14 protein-coding genes are annotated in these 17607 nt (G+C 73.0%); 6 read left to right on the top strand and 8 right to left on the bottom strand.

Annotated features, from left to right (window positions below; genetic code table 11):
- Nucleotides 1–238: 238 nt before the first annotated feature.
- Nucleotides 239–1288 (top strand): MBL fold metallo-hydrolase, encoded by a 1050-nt coding sequence (locus tag ITJ68_RS15915; protein ID WP_194662651.1) that lies wholly within the window; start codon nucleotides 239–241, stop codon nucleotides 1286–1288.
- On the opposite strand, the gene ITJ68_RS15910 is transcribed toward ITJ68_RS15915, so the two are convergent.
- From ITJ68_RS15910 to ITJ68_RS15895, 4 genes are all read right to left on the bottom strand, one after another.
- Entirely contained in the window at nucleotides 1289–1933 is a 645-nt protein-coding gene (locus ITJ68_RS15910) for an FMN-dependent NADH-azoreductase (protein ID WP_194662649.1), read from the bottom strand.
- Between the two features lie 140 nt (nucleotides 1934–2073).
- On the bottom strand, nucleotides 2074–3696 hold the full coding sequence (locus tag ITJ68_RS15905; protein ID WP_194662647.1) for an LPXTG cell wall anchor domain-containing protein: 1623 nt from the start codon (nucleotides 3694–3696) through the stop codon (nucleotides 2074–2076).
- A 132-nt stretch (nucleotides 3697–3828) separates the two neighbouring features.
- Nucleotides 3829–5379: a putative Ig domain-containing protein gene (locus tag ITJ68_RS15900; protein WP_194662645.1), complete on the bottom strand. Its 1551-nt coding sequence runs from the start codon at nucleotides 5377–5379 to the stop codon at nucleotides 3829–3831.
- Nucleotides 5380–5529: 150 nt separating this feature from the next.
- Nucleotides 5530–6432: a LysR substrate-binding domain-containing protein gene (locus ITJ68_RS15895; RefSeq protein WP_194662643.1), complete on the bottom strand. Its 903-nt coding sequence runs from the start codon at nucleotides 6430–6432 to the stop codon at nucleotides 5530–5532.
- An 82-nt stretch (nucleotides 6433–6514) separates the two neighbouring features.
- Here ITJ68_RS15895 and ITJ68_RS15890 point away from each other — a divergent pair, with 82 nt between their 5' ends.
- The gene (locus ITJ68_RS15890) at nucleotides 6515–9991 is read left to right on the top strand and encodes a proline dehydrogenase family protein (RefSeq protein ID WP_194662641.1); all 3477 of its coding nucleotides are present in this window, start codon (nucleotides 6515–6517) and stop codon (nucleotides 9989–9991) included.
- Nucleotides 9992–10248: 257 nt separating this feature from the next.
- Nucleotides 10249–10689 carry a VOC family protein gene (locus ITJ68_RS15885; protein WP_194662639.1) on the top strand — a complete coding sequence of 147 codons (441 nt, stop codon included), beginning with the start codon at nucleotides 10249–10251 and terminating at the stop codon, nucleotides 10687–10689.
- Between the two features lie 128 nt (nucleotides 10690–10817).
- On the opposite strand, the gene ITJ68_RS15880 is transcribed toward ITJ68_RS15885, so the two are convergent.
- The gene (locus tag ITJ68_RS15880) at nucleotides 10818–11285 is read right to left on the bottom strand and encodes an acyl-CoA thioesterase (RefSeq protein WP_194662638.1); all 468 of its coding nucleotides are present in this window, start codon (nucleotides 11283–11285) and stop codon (nucleotides 10818–10820) included.
- Nucleotides 11282–11863, bottom strand: a complete 582-nt coding sequence (locus ITJ68_RS15875) for a QsdR family transcriptional regulator (protein ID WP_194662637.1) — start codon at nucleotides 11861–11863, stop codon at nucleotides 11282–11284. Before ITJ68_RS15875 ends, ITJ68_RS15880 begins: the two co-directional genes overlap by 4 nt.
- Before the next feature lie 45 nt (nucleotides 11864–11908).
- On the opposite strand from ITJ68_RS15875, the gene ITJ68_RS15870 reads away from it, so the two are divergent.
- Nucleotides 11909–13102: an acyl-CoA dehydrogenase family protein gene (locus ITJ68_RS15870; protein ID WP_228505836.1), complete on the top strand. Its 1194-nt coding sequence runs from the start codon at nucleotides 11909–11911 to the stop codon at nucleotides 13100–13102.
- Nucleotides 13103–13203: 101 nt separating this feature from the next.
- Here ITJ68_RS15870 and ITJ68_RS15865 read toward each other — a convergent pair whose 3' ends face one another.
- On the bottom strand, nucleotides 13204–15312 hold the full coding sequence (locus ITJ68_RS15865) for a S9 family peptidase (RefSeq protein WP_194662636.1): 2109 nt from the start codon (nucleotides 15310–15312) through the stop codon (nucleotides 13204–13206).
- Nucleotides 15313–15393: 81 nt separating this feature from the next.
- Nucleotides 15394–16266, bottom strand: a complete 873-nt coding sequence (locus ITJ68_RS15860) for a patatin-like phospholipase family protein (RefSeq protein WP_194662635.1) — start codon at nucleotides 16264–16266, stop codon at nucleotides 15394–15396.
- A gap of 107 nt (nucleotides 16267–16373) precedes the next feature.
- Here ITJ68_RS15860 and ITJ68_RS15855 point away from each other — a divergent pair, with 107 nt between their 5' ends.
- Together ITJ68_RS15855 and ITJ68_RS15850 are read left to right on the top strand one after the other, a co-directional pair.
- The gene (locus tag ITJ68_RS15855) at nucleotides 16374–17177 is read left to right on the top strand and encodes a GAF domain-containing protein (protein ID WP_194662634.1); all 804 of its coding nucleotides are present in this window, start codon (nucleotides 16374–16376) and stop codon (nucleotides 17175–17177) included.
- 76 nt (nucleotides 17178–17253) lie between these two features.
- Entirely contained in the window at nucleotides 17254–17430 is a 177-nt protein-coding gene (locus ITJ68_RS15850) for a hypothetical protein (RefSeq protein WP_175481344.1), read from the top strand.
- The last annotated feature ends 177 nt before the right edge of the window (nucleotides 17431–17607 follow it).

Below are 17607 nucleotides of genomic sequence, written 5' to 3'. Positions count from 1 at the left end.
CCCGGCTCCCGGCTGGAGATCGGATTCCGCCATGACGGATCCGGCTCGCGATCCCCGAGGCTCGCCGACCAGATCCGTCACGACCGCAGGGCGAAACGGTCGGGGAGCGGGTACCGCCGGGAAGGACGCTGCGGGCGAGGAGGGCAGCGGTCCACGTCCGTCCGGCTCGGCTCGGGACCGCTGTCCGGGAGGCCCGGGTCGGCTCGTCGCGCGTCCGTCCGGTCGTTATGGTGGCCGGGTGTCGACCCGTCCGTCCCCGCCGCCGGCTGCCCCGGCCCCCGTCCCGATCAGCGCCGTGCAGGCCACGGCGCTCGCCGCGGGGGAGCTGCCGCCCGTCGAGGAGGTCCGGCCGGGCATCTGGACGCTCGCCGTCCCGTTCCGCGGGGGCGTCCCCGACGCGACGCTGGTGTACGTCGTCGAGGGGTCGGACGGTTCGCTCGCGGTCATCGACCCGGGGTGGAGCGAGGACGGTGCGCTCGACGTCCTGACCGCGGGACTGGGCAGCATCGGCCGTGCGCTCGCCGACGTGGGGCTCGTGGTCGTCACGCACCTGCACGCGGACCACCTCGGCGCGGCCGCTGCCCTCCGCCGGGCCTCGGGTGCCCGCGTGGCGATGCACGCGCTCGAGGTGCACGCGCTGGAGCACGAACGCGAGGACGCCGCACGGCACGAGGCCGACATCGCCACCTGGGGCGTGCCGCCGGAGTTCCGCGCCGGCCTGAGCGCCGCGTGGGGGACCGGTCGGCGCATCGGTCTCGGCGCCGCCGAACCCCCGTGGGCCGACCTGCTGCTCGAGGACGGCGACGTGCTGCCGGTCCCGGGCAGGACGATCCGGGCGCTGTGGACGCCCGGGCACACCAGCGGGCACCTGTGCTTCGTCGACGAGGCCGACGGGCTGCTGTTCACCGGCGACCACGTGCTGCCGCGGATCAACTCCGGGCTCGGGCTCGGCGGCCGGACGGCGACGAACCCGCTGGGCGACTACCTGGCGTCCCTGGGGCGGCTCGACGGGTACGCGGACCTCGAGGTCTGCCCGGGGCACGAGTACCGGTTCCGCGACGTGGTGTCCCGGGCCCGGACGCTCGCACGGCATCGGGAGGAGCGGAGCGCCCACGTCGCCGCCGCCCTCGACACGCTGGACGCGCCGACGCTGTTCGAGGTCGCGTCCCGCGTGCCCTTCAGCGGCGGCATCGCGTCGATGCGGGGCTTCCTGCTGGCGAGCGCACTGACGCAGACGGCCTTCCACGCGGACCTGCTCGGCCGGCGCGCCGAGGTCCGTCCCGCCTGATCAGCCGAGCGTCGTCGCCAGGCGCTCGAGCGTCGTCCGCGCGTCGTGGAACTCGGCTGCGGCGTGGTCGGCCATCGGCGCCAGCGCGGGCAGCCGGTCGGAGAGCGTGGCGCTCACGGTGATCGGGTACTGCCGCATGCCGAGCGCGCTCCCGAGGACGATCTCGAGCACGGGCGAGCCGTGGTCCCAGTGCTCGGTCGGGGTGCCGGCGTCGTAGGTGCCGCCACGGCTGACGACGGTCACGACGGGCCGGCCGGCGAGGGGCTGGGCGTCACCCTCGGCCGCGGGGGCGAGGACGCCCGGGATGTGCACGCGGTCGATCCAGGCCTTGAGGGTCGACGGCACCGTGTAGTTGTACAGCGGCGCACCGATCACGACGACGTCCGCACCGAGGAGCTCGTCGATCACCGCCTGGCGCAGTGCCTCGGCCTGCGGGTCGACGGACTCCTCGTCGGTGCGGTCCGCTGCGGCCCAGTGCAGCGCCGAGGTCTCCAGGTGCGGGAGCGGGTCCGTGTGCAGGTCGCGGCGGACCACCGTGTACTCCGGACCCCGTGCACGCCAGGCGTCGGCGAACGCGGCGGTCAGGGCGCGCGAGCGGGAGTGGGCGAGGTCGGCCGAGGAGTCGATGTGCAGCAGTGTGGGCATGGGCCAACGGTACCGACCGGGCGCCGCGACGGCCGGGGACGCGCAGGACGGCCCCGTTGACCGTTGACCGGTCGGACGGGGCCGCGGGAGGAGCCTCCCGGTCGTGTCAGGGGTGCACCCGACGCGACCAGGAGGGGCCGTCAGCGCTGGGCGCGGCGGCGGAAGGTGCGGAAGCCGACCAGACCGGCACCGGCGAGGAGCATCGCGAGCGCCCAGGGGAGGGCGTTCGTGGCGTCCGAGCCGGTGGAGGCCAGCTGGCGGCCGACTGTCCGCGCAGGGGCGACCGGGGCGGCTGCCGGTGCGGCGGGCTGGACGAACGCGACCGGGGGCACCGGGGCGACCGCTGCCGTGGGCGTCACCTCGACGTCGAACGCCGTTGCGAACCCGGCAGCGGTGTCGGCGATGGTCAGGTGGTGCGTCGAGGCCTCGTGCACGGTGACGTCGACCATGCCGTAGTCGCCGTTCTCCGGGTCGGACCTGACGACGTCGCTGGCCACGTCCGAGGTGACGGTCGGTGTCGGGGAGGACGTGTCGCCCGCGGTGCTGTCGGTGGGGTTCCCGTACGCGTCGACCGTGCTGCCGGTGATGAAGAGCGTGCCGCCCTGCTCGATGGTCGGTCGGCCGCCCGGTTCGGAGAACCCGATGCTCCACCCGGTGCCGTCCTCGTCGACGTGCTGCGACAGGTGCAGGGTCGACACCGAGCCGTCCGGCGCGATGATCCACTGCTCGACCTCGCCGTTCGTGGTGAGCTCGGCGCGGTCGCCCGTGGACACCTCGAAGCCGGCGGAAGCCGCGGGCAGGACGTCGAGCTCGACGTACTGCTTCGCGGTGCCGCCGGCGTTCGTGGCGTCGACGCTGAACGTGTACGACGACGCGGCCGTGGGGGTGCCGGTCAGGACGCCGTCCTCGAACGTGGTCGCGTCGGGGAGCTGGAGGTCCGGCGTGTAGCCCTCGTCGACGTCGCTCACGTCGGACGGGTCGGACCAGTCGAGCGTGTACGTCGGCGTCGGGTCGCCCGTCGCGGTGACGGTGTACGAGAACGGTTCGCCCGCGACGGTCGTGAGGACGAGCGGGTCCTCCCGGACCGTCCCGGTGCCGAAGGCCGGCTGCTGCGCAACGGTCGTGGCGGTGTCGGCCTCCGCGGTCTCGGTGCCGCTCGTGACGGTGACGTGGACGACCTTGCTGATGTCGGCGGTCTGCACGGTGTAGCTCGCGCCGGTCTCGGCAGCGACGACGTCACCGACGGTCCAGACGTAGGAGTACGACGCGGGGGCGGTGAAGCCTGACGTCTTCGCGACCAGGTCCTCGCCCGGACGTGGCGTCCCGGTGATCGTCACGGTCGGCGTCGTCGCTGCGGGGGACGGGGGCACGTCGCGCGGTGCGGTGAGCGACGGCGGCAGGGTGCTCGGCTCGGCGCCCGTGATCGGGGCTGTGGTCGGCGTGCCGTGGCCGGCTCCGGTGGGCGCTGCGGCTGTCGGCGTGTCGGTCGGGAGGCCCTGGTCGGGTCCCGGGGTCGGCGCAACGGACGGGTCGGTCGCCGGCGTCGTCGGGCTGGCCGGGTCGGTCGGGGTCGCGCCCGGCGTCGGGTCGGCGGTCGGGTCGGCGGGTGCGGCCGGCGCGGTCTGGCCGGTGGTCGGGTCCGCGAGTTCGTCGGCGGAGGCCGCGGTCGCGGTGACGAGGCCGAGGCCGGTGGTCAGGCCGATGAGTGCGATGGTGGTGCCGACGGCGCAGGCGCGTCGGGCTCCGGAGGTGCTGCGGTGCACGGGTTCCCCCAGGGGATGAGGTCCGGTCGGGTGCCGGATCGTGAACGTTCGCTGGCCGGGTGGGCAGGAACGGGAGAGGACGAGGGCGCCCCCGGTGGAGACGCCCTCGTGGTGTTCGGTGTGTCGTGCGGGTCAGCGCTGGGTGCGGCGGCGCATCACGCGGACGCCGACCAGGCCGGCCCCGGCGAGGAGCATCGCGAGTGCCCAGGGCAGGGCGTCCGTGGTGTCGGAGCCGGTGTAGGCGAGCTGACGACCGGCGGTCGGCGCGGAGGCGATCGGGGCGGCTGCCACCGGGAAGACCGGAGCCGTGGCCGCCGGGACGACCGCGGGGGTCGGGACCACGGTGACGGGGAACGACACCGAGACGTCGTCCTGCGCGACCGTGAGGCGGTGCTCGGACGCGTGCGGGAAGGTCACCTTCGTCGAGAAGGTGTCCTCGTCGAGGGCGATGACGTCCGTGGCGTGGTCGCTCGTGATGGTCGGGGACGGGAAGGTCTCGCCGTCCTCCCACTCCTCGGTCAGGTTGCCGAACCGGTCGATCGCGCTGCCCGAGATCCAGAGCGACTGGCCCTGGGGCACCGTCGGCTGGCCGCCGTCCTCGAAGGTGGGCTCGACGGCGTCGTCCCCGGGGAAGTGGACCGTGCTGATGGACCCGTCCGGCAGGATGATCCAGGCGGTGGCGGGCCTGCCGTCCTGGAAGAGGTCCTGCGGTGACGTGTCGAGGGCCGATGCGAGCACGCCGATCGCGGCGTCGGGGCTGACGACGACCTCGACGTACTGCGTCGCGGTCGAGGTGCCGTTGCTCGCGACGACGGTGAAGTCGTAGTAGCTCGCGCTGGTCGACATGCCGCTGAGCAGGCCGGTCGCGGGGTCGAGCTCCACGCCGTCCGGCAGGTACGACTCCGGCTGGTCGTCGGGGTCGGTCGGGTCGGACCACTCCGGGTCGGAGTACCCGACCGAGTAGGTCACGTCGCCGCTGCCCGCGGTGACGGCGAACGACTGCGCGAACGTCGTGCCGGCCGTCGTGTCGATGACCAGGGGCTCGTCGGAGGACGTGGTGTCCCCGCCGAAGGTGACGTCCTCGGTGACCGCGGCGGTCGTGGCCTCGGCGGTGACGTCATCGGCGCCCGTCACGACCACGGTGATGGTCGAACCGATCTCGGCGTTCGTGACCGGGAAGGACGGCGTGGTCGAGACGGTCGGACCGTCCCCGACGGACCAGGCGTACGCGTACGGACCGGTGATGTCGGCGGTGTCGACGCGCAGGACCGAGCCGACCTTCGCGTCGCCGACGATCTCGGCGGCGATGCGTGCGGCAGCGGGTGCGGAGGCGTCAGCGGTCGGTGCGGAGCTCGACGGGGCGGTGGGCTTCGTGGGCCGAGGTGTCGCCGGCGCGGTCGGAGCCGCGGCAGCGGGCTCGGTCGATGCGGGCGCTGCCGGCTCCGTGGACGCGGGAGCGGTCGGCTGGGCGTCGTCCGGTGCGGGCGTGCCGTCGGCCGGGGCCGTCGGGTCCGTCGGGGCAGTCGGGTCCGCGGGCGCGGAGACGCTGGTGGTCGGGTCGCTGATCTCGTCTGCGGAGGCCGCGGTCGCGGTCACGAGGCCGAGACCGGTCGTGAGACCGATGAGTGCGATGGTGGTGCCGACAGCGCAGGCGCGTCGAGCTCCGGAGGTGCTTCGGTGCACGGGTTCCCCCAGGGATGCAGTCCGGTCGGGTGCCGGAACATAAGAATTCGCCGAGAATCCCCGACGTGCTCGGAGCGTATTGGTATCCGCGCGCGAGCAGCCAGACGGAAACGCGCAATGTCACTCGCGTTGGGGGTACAGCGCACTCCGTCAGGTGCGCGAGGTCGCCGCTGCCCGTTCGAGGGCGTCCCGGAGCGCTGCCACCGCGGGGGAGAGCGACGACGCCGTCCGTTGCGCCGTGAAGATCGTCCGCTCGGCGTCCCCGGGCAGGTCGAGCAGCCGGCAGGTGGTCGAGCGGCCGGCCCAGACCAGGTCGGGCATCAGCGCCACGGCGTTGCCCGACTCGATCAACCGGATCTGCGCCTGCAGGTCCGCCGTCTCGTAGCGCACGTCTGGTTCGAACCCCGAACGTCGGCAGAGCTGCTCCGCGAAGTGCCGCGACGCCGTCCCGCGTGGCTCCATCACCCACGGCAGGTCGGCCGCGCCGGTCAGGGAGTCGACGGGCCACAGGGACGTGTCCACGGGCGGCAGCGCCAGCCGGACGGCGTCGGTCGTCAGGTCGCGACGGTCGAGGCCCGGGAACCGCGGTGCCGCGTGTGCCGGGTACTGCTCGGCGATCACCATGTCGAAGTCCCGCGCCCAGGTCTCGTTGAGCGCGGTCTCCGGTTCGCGCTGCACCATCTCGACGCGGACGTCCGGGTGCTCGGTCACCATGATGCGCAGGGCGTTCGGCATCAGGGCGAGCGCCGCCGACTGGAACACCGCCACCCGCACGCGCCCCTGCACGCTCGTCATCGTGGCCTCGACCGTCGACTGCGCCCGCTCCAGTGTGTCGAGCACGTCGCCCGCCGCAGCCACGAGCACCTCGGCCTGCGGGGTGAGCTGCAGCCGCCGTCCGGCCTTGCGGAGGAGCTGCACGCCGGCCTCGCGCTCGAGCACCGCGAGCTGCTGTGAGACCGCCGACGGGGTGAAGTTCATCGCATCGGCGACAGCGGCGACCGTTCCGCGGATTGACAACTCGCGGAGCAGCACCAGGCGACGGACGTCGAGCATGACGAAAGAGTAGTTCACCTGAACGGAACACATCAGGAAGAGTTGCTTCCGCTACCGGAAGCGCGAGCGACACACTGATCCCATGACCGACGTCCAGCCGCGCAACGACGCAGCGACCACGACCGACCGCGCCTCCGCCACCGACCACGCCGGACTCGCCGACGAGTCCGTCGCGCTGGTCAGGCAGTGGCTCGCCGAGGCGGAGACGTACCCGGTCGACGGGTCGGCCAAGCAGCTCGCCGGCGTGCTCGCCGACCCGAAGGGCCTCGCGTTCGCCGTCGGGTTCGTCGACGGGGTCGTCCGACCGGAGGACCTCGGCGTCGCCGCGCGGAAGCTGCGCGCCATCGCGCCGGACGCACCCGGCTTCCTGCCCAGCGCGCTCCGTTCTCTGGTGCGCCTCGGTGGCGGACTGGCACCGGGCCTCCCGGGTGTCGTCGTCCCCGTCGCCCGACGCGTGCTGCGGAACATGGTCGGCCACCTGATCGTCGACGCGACCGATGCGAAGCTCGGTCCCGCGATCGCGAAGATCAAGCAGGACGGCGTCCGGCTCAACGTGAACCTCCTCGGCGAGGCGGTCCTCGGCGAAGGCGAGGCGGCCCGACGGCTCGAGGGCACGCACAAGCTGCTCGCGCGCCCCGACGTGGACTACGTGTCGATCAAGGTCTCCTCGACCGTGCACCCGCACTCGCCGTGGGCCTTCGACCACGCCGTCGACGACATCGTCGAGAAGCTGCGCCCACTGTTCGCCCGCGCCGCATCCTCCGATCCGGCGAAGTTCATCAACCTCGACATGGAGGAGTTCAAGGACCTCGACCTGACCATCGCGGTCTTCACGAAGCTCCTCGACGAGCCGGCGTTCCTCGGGCTCGAAGCCGGGATCGTGCTGCAGGCCTACCTGCCGGACGCGCTCGCCGCGATGCAGCACCTGCAGGAGTGGTCCGCTGCCCGTCGCGCCCGCGGTGGCGCCGGCATCAAGGTCCGCCTGGTCAAGGGGGCGAACCTGCCGATGGAGCAGGTCGAGGCCTCGGTGCACGGCTGGCCGCTCGCGACCTGGCACACCAAGCAGGACTCGGACACGAACTACAAGCGGGTGCTCGACTGGGCCCTGACGCCCGACCGCGTGGCGAACGTCCGCGTCGGCGTCGCTGGGCACAACCTGTTCGACGTCGCGCACGCCTGGCTGCTGGCCGGCGAACGCGGGGTCCGCGAGGGCATCGAGTTCGAGATGCTGCTCGGCATGGCGCAGGGTCAGGCGGCCGCGGTCCGCAAGACGGTCGGGTCGCTGCTGCTCTACACGCCCGTCGTCCACCCGGGGGAGTTCGACGTCGCGATCGCCTACCTCATCCGCCGACTGGAGGAGGGCGCCTCGCAGGACAACTTCATGTCCGCGGTGTTCTCGCTGCACTCGTCGCCGTCGCTGTTCGCGCGCGAGGAGTCGCGGTTCCGCGCGTCCCTGGAGCCGCTGTCGCGCCCGGACGGGCTCGCCGTCCCGGAGTCGCACCGCGTCGCCGACCGCTACGCAGCCGTCGGTCGCCCGACTCCCGGCCACTTCGAGAACACGCCGGACAGCGACCCGTCGGTCGCCGCCACCCGCGCCTGGGGCGCGGCCATCACCGAGCGGATCGCGTCGTCCACGCTCGGGGTCCGGGGCGTCCAGGAGGCCCGGCTGACGTCCGACACGCAGCTCACGTCGGTCCTGCAGCGCGTCCGCAGCGCGGGTGCGGTCTGGGGGACCTGGTCCGGTGCGGCGCGTGGTGCGGTGCTCCACGCCGTCGGCGACGCGCTCGAGGCGAACCGCGCTGCCCTCATCGAGGTGATGGCGTCCGAGACCGGCAAGACCATCGACCAGGCCGACCCCGAGGTCTCCGAGGCGATCGACTTCGCCCACTTCTACGGCGACATGGCCGCGGCGCTCGACGAGGTCGACGGTGCCACGTTCTCGCCGGCTGCGTTGACCCTGGTCGCGCCGCCGTGGAACTTCCCCGTCGCGATCCCCGCCGGGTCGACGCTCGCCGCCCTGGCCGCCGGGTCCGCCGTCGTGTTGAAGCCCGCGCCGCCGGCCGCCCGGAGCGGTGCCGTCCTGGCGTCGGTCATCGACACCGCGCTCGACGCGATGGGGGCTCCCGCCGACGTGCTCGCGTTCGTCGACGTCTCCGAGACCGACCTCGGGTCGACGCTGGTCGCGTCGCCGCTCGTCGACCGGGTGATCCTCACCGGCGCCTACGAGACCGCGTCGCTGTTCCGCTCGTTCCGCACGGACCTGCCGCTCCTCGCCGAGACGTCGGGCAAGAACGCGATCATCGTCACGCCGTCGGCCGATCTCGACCTGGCCGTCAAGGACGTCGTTGCGTCGGCCTTCGGGCACGCCGGGCAGAAGTGCTCGGCTGCGTCGCTCGTCGTGCTCGTCGGGTCCGTCGCGCGCTCGCGCCGCTTCCACTCGCAGCTCGTCGACGCGGTGTCCTCGATGACCGTCGGCTACCCCACCGACCCGACGTCGCAGATGGGGCCGATCGTGGAACCGGCCGCGGGCAAGCTGCTCGACGGGCTGACGAAGCTCGGCGCGGGGGAGTCCTGGGCCGTCCGCCCGCGGAAGCTCGACGACACGGGCAAGCTCTGGAGCCCCGGCGTCCGCGGCGGTGTCGCCCGTGGGTCCGCCTTCCACCGGACGGAGTACTTCGGCCCGGTGCTCGGTGTGATGCGCGCCGCCACCCTGGACGAGGCGATCGACATCGTCAACGAGGTCGACTACGGCCTGACCTCGGGCCTGCACTCGCTCGACCCGTCCGAGATCGGCACGTGGCTGTCCCGCATCGACGCCGGCAACCTGTACGTGAACCGCGGCATCACCGGGGCGGTCGTGCGTCGGCAGCCGTTCGGCGGGTGGAAGAAGTCCGCCGTCGGTGCCGGCACCAAGGCCGGTGGCGTGAACTACCTCGTCGGGCTCGGGTCGTGGGCACCTGCCGACGCCACCGCCGGCGCCCCCGTCTCGGCCCCGGTCGCGGCGTTCCTGCGCGCTGTCGGTGTCTCGTCGCCGTCGCTCTCCCGCGCGGTCGCGTCGGACGAGCTGGCCTGGACGTCGCTGTTCGGCACCGCGCAGGACGTGTCCGCGCTGTCGGCCGAGCGGAACATCGCGCGGTACCTGCCGTTCCCCGGTGTCCACGTGCGGCTGGCCTCGGACGCCGCGGAGGACGTCGAGTCCCTGGTCCGGGTCGTCGCCGCCGCACTCCGTGCCGGCACGACGATCGACGTCTCGTCTGCCGGCACCGTCCCCGAGGTGATCGCGGCGCTGCCCGTCGTCCGCTCGGTCACGGCGTCGGAGTCCGACTCGGCGTTCGGCGCCCGCGTCGCCCGAGGCCCGGCGACCCGCGTGCGGCTCATCGGCGGATCGGCGTCGGCCCTGTACGAGGCGGTCGACGGTCGCCCCGACGTCGCGGTCTACGCGGAGCCGGTGACCGAGGCCGGGCGGATCGAGATGCTGCCGTTCCTCCGCGAGCAGGCGGTGTCGATCACGGCGCACCGCTTCGGCACGCCGAACCACCTCACCGACGAACTGATCTAGCCGCCCGTCGGTCGCTGATCACCGCCTGGTGCCGATCGGACTCACACCACCGAAGTCGGCTCGAACCGCGGACGTTGCCGGTTCGAGCCGACGGCGGTTGTGCGGCGCCGATCTGCGCCGCCGGTCGCGGTCAGGGCCGCGGTCAGGGGGGGCGGTGTCCGGTCTCCGCGCCGTGCCCTGCGACTCCCCAGGCGTGGGGCGTTGCGTCGTGGTCGGCGTCGAGAGCGGCGCCGACCGACCCCGCGAGGAGCACCACCATGAGCGAACCGATCGCCCGTCCCACCGCCCTGGCCCACGTCCGCGTGACCGTGACCGACATCGCCCGCAGCAAGGCGTTCTACCAGCAGCTGCTCGGCTCGGACCCGGTCATCGACTTCAGCGACGAGGTCGACGAGCCGGGCGTCCGCGAGGACCGCCAGCGCTTCTACGGCGGCTGCGTGTTCCAGCTCGGCGACCAGGTGTTCGGCCTGCGACCCGTCGCCCCCGCCGGTCAGCGCTTCGACGCCGACACCGTCGGGCTCGACCACGTGAGCTTCGTCGTCGGGAGCGTCGACGAGCTGCACCAGGCGGCGACCCGGCTCGACGCGGCGGGCGTCGAGCACGGCGAGGTCACCGAGCTCGGCGAGGCCGGCATGACGATCCTGTCCGTGCAGGACCCCGACGACATCAACCTCGAGCTGGCCGCCCTCAGCAGCTGACGCGGTCACCCGGCAGGGCCAGTGCCGCGGCACGGCGCGCTCTGCCGCGGCGCATCGTGGCACCGCACAACCGACGACGGCTCGCGCCGCTGATGTCCGCGGTGCGAGCCGTCGTCGGTTGTGCTGAGTCAGTCCGAACCGGCGAGAGCGGATGCGGGCGGCTCGACGTCAGCACGGGTGACCATCGTCGACGTGACGAGGTCGCGGAGCTCCGCCGGCAGGGGGACGGGGCGCCGGGCACCCTCGCGGTCGATGATGACGTGCACGAACTCGCCCGTCGCGAGCAGCGCCCCGTCCGCCTGCCGGAACAGGCCGAACTCCCACGACAGGCTCGTGGTGCCGAGGTGCTTCGAGCGCATCCCGACCTCGATGACGTCCGGCCACACGGCGGACTCGACGAACCGGCAGCTCGACGTCACCAGCACGGCGATCCACGTGGACGAGAAGGGGTCGAGGCCGGCCTGCTCGCGGAACCAGTACGTGGACGCGTTGTCCATCGCGCTGTAGTAGATCGTGTTGTTGACGTGCCCGAACATGTCGTTGTCGTTCCAGCGCGTGGGGTAGGTGCGGCGGAACGGGTACTCGTCGATGGTCATCGGTCTCCCTTCGAGGGGCTGCTGGGGCGGAGGACGTACTCGAACGTCGTCCGGGCCCGCAGGGGGTCGGGCGTCTCGCCGGAGATCAGGTCGGCGTACGTGAACGACTCCGAGATCCGGACGAGCAGGCGCGCGAGTTCCTCGGCCGACAACGGTACGGGGTCGAACGCGCCTGAGCGTTCCTCGACCGTGACGAGCTCGGTGACGGCCTGGACGAAGCGGCTCTGCACGTCGCTCTCGGTCGTGGTGAGGAGCCGGAGGGCCCGGGCCGGCTCGCGGGTCAGGAAGCGCCGGAAGTAGGGCGCCTGGATGAGGTCGGCGGTGAACCGGTCGAGGACGTCGACGATCCGGGCCGCTCCCGACGGTGCGGCATCACGGCGGGCGGCGTCGAGGGTGGGGACCGCCAGGGACCACAGCACCTCGGACAGCAACCGGTCCCGGTTGCCCACCCACCGGAACAGTGACGTCCGGTCCACGCCGAGCGTGGTGGCCAGCGCGCCCATGTCGATCCGGGACCCGGCGATGAAGGTGTGGCGAGCCTCCCGGAAGGCGCGCAGCGCGGGTTCCGACGTGTACACGAATCTCCCTTGCAACGTTTCCGAGAATGATGCATCGTTGGTCCCATGTCAACGTCGGTGTCCCTGCCCAGCCTGCTCGAGTCGGACTTCTACGGGTTCGCGCTGCAGTTGACGGAGCGTGAGCGCGAGTCGCTCGGACGCCTGCGGGAGTACCTGGAGCGCGAGGTCGCCCCGATCGCCGACGCGTACTGGGCCCGCGCCGAGTTCCCGATGCAGGTGATCAAGCCGCTGGCCGAGCTCGGCATGTACGGCCCCGGGATCCCGCTGGTGCGCGAGTTCGAGAACTCCGCCGTGTACCGCGGGTGGGCGGCGCTCGAGCTCGGACGCATCGACGCCAGCGTCGCGACGTTCATCGGCGTGCAGTCCGGTCTGGCGATGAACTCGATCGCGGTCGCCGGCAGCGACGAGCAGCAGCGCGAGTGGCTGCCCCGCATGGCGACCGGTGAGCTCATCGGCGCGTTCGGCCTGACCGAGCCCTACTCCGGCAGCGACTCCGCCCGCGGGCTCCGCACGACCGCCCGGCGTGACGGTGACGGCTGGGTCCTCGACGGGGAGAAGCGGTGGATCGGCAACGCGACCTTCGCCGACGTCGTCGTCATCTGGGCCAAGGACGTCGCCGACGACCAGGTCAAGGGCTTCCTCGTGACCACGGACACCCCCGGCTTCACCGCGACGAAGATCGAGGACAAGATCGCGCTTCGCGGCGTGCAGAACGCCGACATCGTGATGACCGACGTGCGCGTGCCCGAGTCCCGCCGCCTGCAGCGGGCCACGTCGTTCCGCACGACGGCCGAGGTGCTCCGCCTGACCCGGACCGAGGTCGCCTGGCAGGCCATCGGCATCGCGGTCGGTGCCTACGACGCCGCACTGGCCTACGCCCGCGAGCGCATCCAGTTCGGCAAGCCGATCGCGGCGCACCAGCTCGTGCAGGACCTGCTCGTGAAGTCCCTGGCGAACATCACGGCGTCGATCGCCCTGTGCACGCAGGCCTCGGCCATGCAGGACGCCGGCGTCGGCGCGGACGAGCACTCGGCGATGGCGAAGGCGTTCGCCACGTCGAAGATGCGCGAGACCGTCGCCTGGTGCCGCGAGGTGCAGGGCGGCAACGGCATCGTGCTCGACAAGGGCGTCGCCCGGTTCTTCGCCGACGCCGAGGCCATCTACTCGTACGAGGGGACCCGCGAGGTCAACACCCTGATCGTCGGTCGCGCCATCACCGGGCAGGCTGCGTTCGTCTGAGTACAGCCCGACCGGCTGGGGCTGGCAGCCCGACCGGCTGGGGCCCGCAGCCCGATCGGTCGGGGCGCGCAGCCCGACCGGTCGGGTTCACCGCAGCTCGGTCACCCGAGCAGTTCGGGCCGCTCCCACGGCTCGTCGAGCACGTGCTGCGCCAGGAACGCGAAGACCGTCTGGTACCAGATCGATGCGTGCTGGGGCTTGAGGATCCAGTGGTTCTCGTCCGGGAAGTACAGGAACCGGTGCGCCATGGTGCCGTCCGGTCCCGCATGGTGTTCCGCGAGCTCTGACCACAGCCGGAGCCCCTCGCCGATCGGCACCCGGTAGTCCTGGTCTCCGTGGATGACGAGCATCGGCGTGACGATGTCCTCGACGAAGCGGTGCGGGTCGTTCTGGTGGATGCCGTCCGCGTCGAAGATCGACTGCCAGTAGTCGGAGGCGTCGGTCGTGCCGGTGAACTGGTCGAGTGCCCAGAGGCTGGCATGCGTGACGATCGCCCGGAAGCGATCCGTGTGCCCAGCGACCCAGTTCGCCATGTAGCCGCCGAAGGACCCACCCAGCGCGGCCGTGCGGGTCTCGTCGATGTCCGACCGGGCGACGACGGTGTCCGTGATCGCCATCAGGTCGGTGTAGGGCGCCTGTCCCCAGGCGTTCCAGCCCCGGTTGACGAAGTCGAGGCCGTACCCGGTCGACAGTGCCGGGTCGGGCAACAGCACCGCGTACCCGCGCGCCGCGGCGAGCATCGGGTTCCACCGCCACGACCACTGGTTCCAGGAGTTCAGCGGACCGCCGTGGATCCAGAGCAGCAGCGGGTGTGGCCCGTCGCCCTCCGGCAGGACCAGCCACCCGCGCACGCGGGCACCGTCGGCGGCGGTCGTCTCGACCTCTTCCAGCCGACCGGGGACGGCCGGCAGCGCGGCGGGTGTCGCGAGCGGGGTCACCGTGCCGTCCGCGTCGATCCGGACGGGGTGCAGCGGCGCCGCCCAGGAGGCTCGGAGCGCGACGACCACACCGGTCGCCTCCGCCACCCGGAGACCCGAGTACGCCCAGTCGTCGTGGGTCAGCTGCTCGACGGGTGCGCCGTCGAGGGGGAGCCGGAACACCGGGGCGCGGCCGTCCTGGTCGGCGGTCGCGAGGAGCGCGCCGTCGCCGTGCTCGAAGACGAGCTCGCTCGGCCACCGGTCCCACTCGGTCGCGATGCGGCGCGCGCCCGAGCCGTCGACGGCCGCCACCCAGACTTCTTGCGGGTTCGCACCGGCCGGCGTCGACCGGACCGTCCGGACCCAGGCGATCATCGAGCCGTCGTGCGAGAGCGTCGGGAGTTCGTGGTCGACGTCGGGGTCGTCGAAGAGCACGGTGCGCTCGGCGGTGTCGACGTCGATGGCGACCAGCACGGAGCGGCTGCCACGGGCCTCGGGTGCACCGACCGCGGCGACGAGCGTGCTGCCGTCCGGGGTGAGGGCCCCTGACACGTGGTCGAGGGCGCGACCGGGCTGCGGCGTGAGGTCCACTGGGGAGGGCAGGTGCGCGGGGTAGGGCGCGGGGGCGTGGTCGTCGGAGGCGGCCGACTCGCTCGCCGCGGTCGACACACCCGTGGCCGGTTCGACCGCGGTCGGTTCGGACAGGTCGGCGAGGTCGATGCCGAGCACGTGGGTCTGGTCCGGGCCGAGGTCGTGGTCCCAGTACCGCACGGGGTACGACTCGTGCAGGATCGCGCGGACCTTCTTGTCGTCGCGGCGCTTCCGCAGCGCTGCGTCCCGCGTGACGACCCCGACGCGCTCCCCGGCGGCGGCCGTCGGCAGGAGGTCGGCGGTGACGGCGACCATGTCCGAGGCGCTGGCCGTCGCGAGGACGCCACCCGTGCCTCCTGGAAGACGCGTCACCGGGCGTGCTTCGCCCCCCGCAGCCGGCAACAGCCAGAGCTGCGCGGTGTCGTCGGCGCCGCCGTCGGCGTCCGGGCGGCCCGAGACGAACAGCAGGTCACCGTTCCGGGTGAAGGCGGTACCGGACTCGCCCTTCGCGCTCCGGGTGAGTCGGACGGGCGCGCCGTCGCCGGACGCCGGCACCGACCAGACCGCGCGGCGGTACCCGGTGCCGTCCGGGTCGAGCGTGCTCACCGTGAGCGCGACACGGGTGCCGTCCGGGCTGAGGGCGATGCCGTCCACCCGTGGGAGTGCGAGGTACTGGTCGAGGTCAGAGAACGCCGTCGTCATGCCACCACGCTAGCCGCGCGCCCCGACGCTCCGTCCGGCTGGCGACGAGACTGTGGACAACTCCGTCAGACGGCCGCTCGGTCAGGCCCAGAACTCCGCGATGCGCTCGGCGATGGCCGATGCCTGGGTCCGACCGGCCTCGGCAGCAGGCCGCTGCGTCGACAGGGACAGCGAGTTCGTCCCGAACGCCTGCTGCGACGCGCTGTCGGCGATGACGACCTCCACGCTCGACCCGGCGGCACGCAGGGTCTCGACGGCCTCGTCGAGCCACGGACCGAGCGGGGACGGTGCCTCGGGTCCGCAGGCGATCACGAGCACGCGCTCGTGCCCAGCGGCGACGTCGGCGTTCGTGCCCGACCGGACGCCACCGTCGACGTAGGGGCGGCCGTCGATCATCACCGGCGACCAGACCAGGGGGACGGAGCAGCTCGACGCGACCGCGCGGGGGAGCGGGATGCCGTCCGCGGCCGTGAGCACGCGGAAGGTGCCGTCGGTGGCGTCGACGGTCGTGACCGCCAGGGGGCGCTCGGGCCACTCGGAGGACGGCAGGGTCTCGCCGAAGGTCGCGACCCGCTGGTCGTCGGTCTGCCCGGTCGTGACGCGGAGCGCCGCCTGTCCGAGCCGCGCACGGCCGTCCTGCTCGGAGGTCATCCCGGCGAGGGCCTGCTCGAACGCACGCTGCATCGCCTCGACGTCGATCACGCCCGGCTCCTCGTAGGTGGTGGGGAGCGGTGAGATCTGCTGCGCGAACGCGGCCTGCACGCCTCCGTGCCGGACGAAGGTGCCGACGACGCTGCCGGCGCTCGTACCCACCACCAGGTCCGCGGCACCGAGGTCGACGCCCGCGTCCTCGAGCGTCGCGAGGACACCGAGCTCCCACGCGATGCCGGCGACCCCACCACCGCCGAGGACGATCGCTCGGGATCCAGCGGTGGGCGGTGCGAGTTGGCTCATGCACCATGCTTACCAACTCCACGGCCTGCGCGGTGCGCGGACAGCGGCGCGGACGGACAGCGGTGCCCACGGGGTGCGGGGTCGGTGGTCGGCCGTACCGTCGTGGCGTGGGTCAGGGGAACGAACGAACGAGCAGCCGTCGGTACGGGGACGTCGTGCTGCCCGTCGTCGCCGCCGCCCTGCCCACCGCGGTGTTCCAGGTCCCGAACCTCGTCGGAGCCCCGGTGAGCAAGGCCGTGCTCGTCATCGTCGCGCTCGCCGTGTTCGTCGGGGTCGTCGTGTGGCAGGCCCTCCGGGCCCGTCGGACCGCCGCTGCCCGCCGTCGTGCGGAGGACGCCGGCGCCACGGCGCTCGCCGCGTACGAGGTCGCCGTGCAGTACGGCTTCGGTCAGATCGCCACGCGGCTCACCCGCTTCGCCGCCCACGACCACGCCACGCGACGGTCCGAGCTCGGGGCGTTCGCCGACCGGGCGGCCGCGGCCCTGGCGTTCTACCTGCTCCCGCACGTGCCGGACGTCCGCGCGAACGTGTACCTGCTGGCCCCGTCGCTCGACGCCCTCGAACCCATCGGGCACGGAGGTGCCGGGGACACCGCCGGGGTGTTCCGCGCGGGGACGCCGTACGGGGACCGCAACCTCGACTGGGTGCTGCAGGGCGGTCCGCCGCGGGTGGTGGGCGACCGCGAGTCCGACGTCGACGCGGTGGACGACGAGCCGGACTTCGACCCCCGGTACCGCTCGTACGTGGCCGTCGTCATCCGGGGCGAGGGCTACTCGTTCGGCATGCTGACGGTGGACTGCCCGACGCCGGACGCCTTCGCCGACCTCGACGTGCGGAACGTCGGCGTCGTGGCGCAGTACGTCGGGGTCGCCTGCACGCTGGCGTTCCCCGTGCGGCACCAGCACCGCTGAGGAGGCCCCGGGCACGTCCGGCGCGTCGACGCTGGTTGCCGTGACGACTGTCGGTCGGCAGTCGTACCCTGTCGGCATGACGAGCGTGCACCCGACCCCGCTGTCGTTCGGCCGTGCCCCGGTCCGTGCGACGGACCGGCGCGTCGACGCCACCGACGCCGACTACGACGACCCGCGGGTGGTCGCGGCGAACCTCGAGCGGGCGCTCCGTGCGGCCCGCGCCCGGCTGACCGGGCGCACCCGCCGCCGGTGACGTTCCTCCGCACGCACGGCTGACGCGGACTCAGCGGCTTGCCGTCCCTGGCGTCGGACGGCGGCGGCGGGCAGCGTCGGTGGGCGACGGGCGGCGTCTGGCGGCGTCGCACCACCGAAGTCGAACCGAACCGCGGGATTCGCCGGTTCGAGCCCACTTCGGTTGTGCGCCGCCGAT

It is taken from the genome of Curtobacterium sp. VKM Ac-1395 (assembly GCF_015350975.1).
In the GTDB taxonomy this organism is placed as follows: Bacteria; Actinomycetota; Actinomycetes; order Actinomycetales; family Microbacteriaceae; genus Curtobacterium.
Note: the sequence above shows the minus strand (reverse complement) of the source record. Positions and strands in the feature narration are given on the sequence as shown.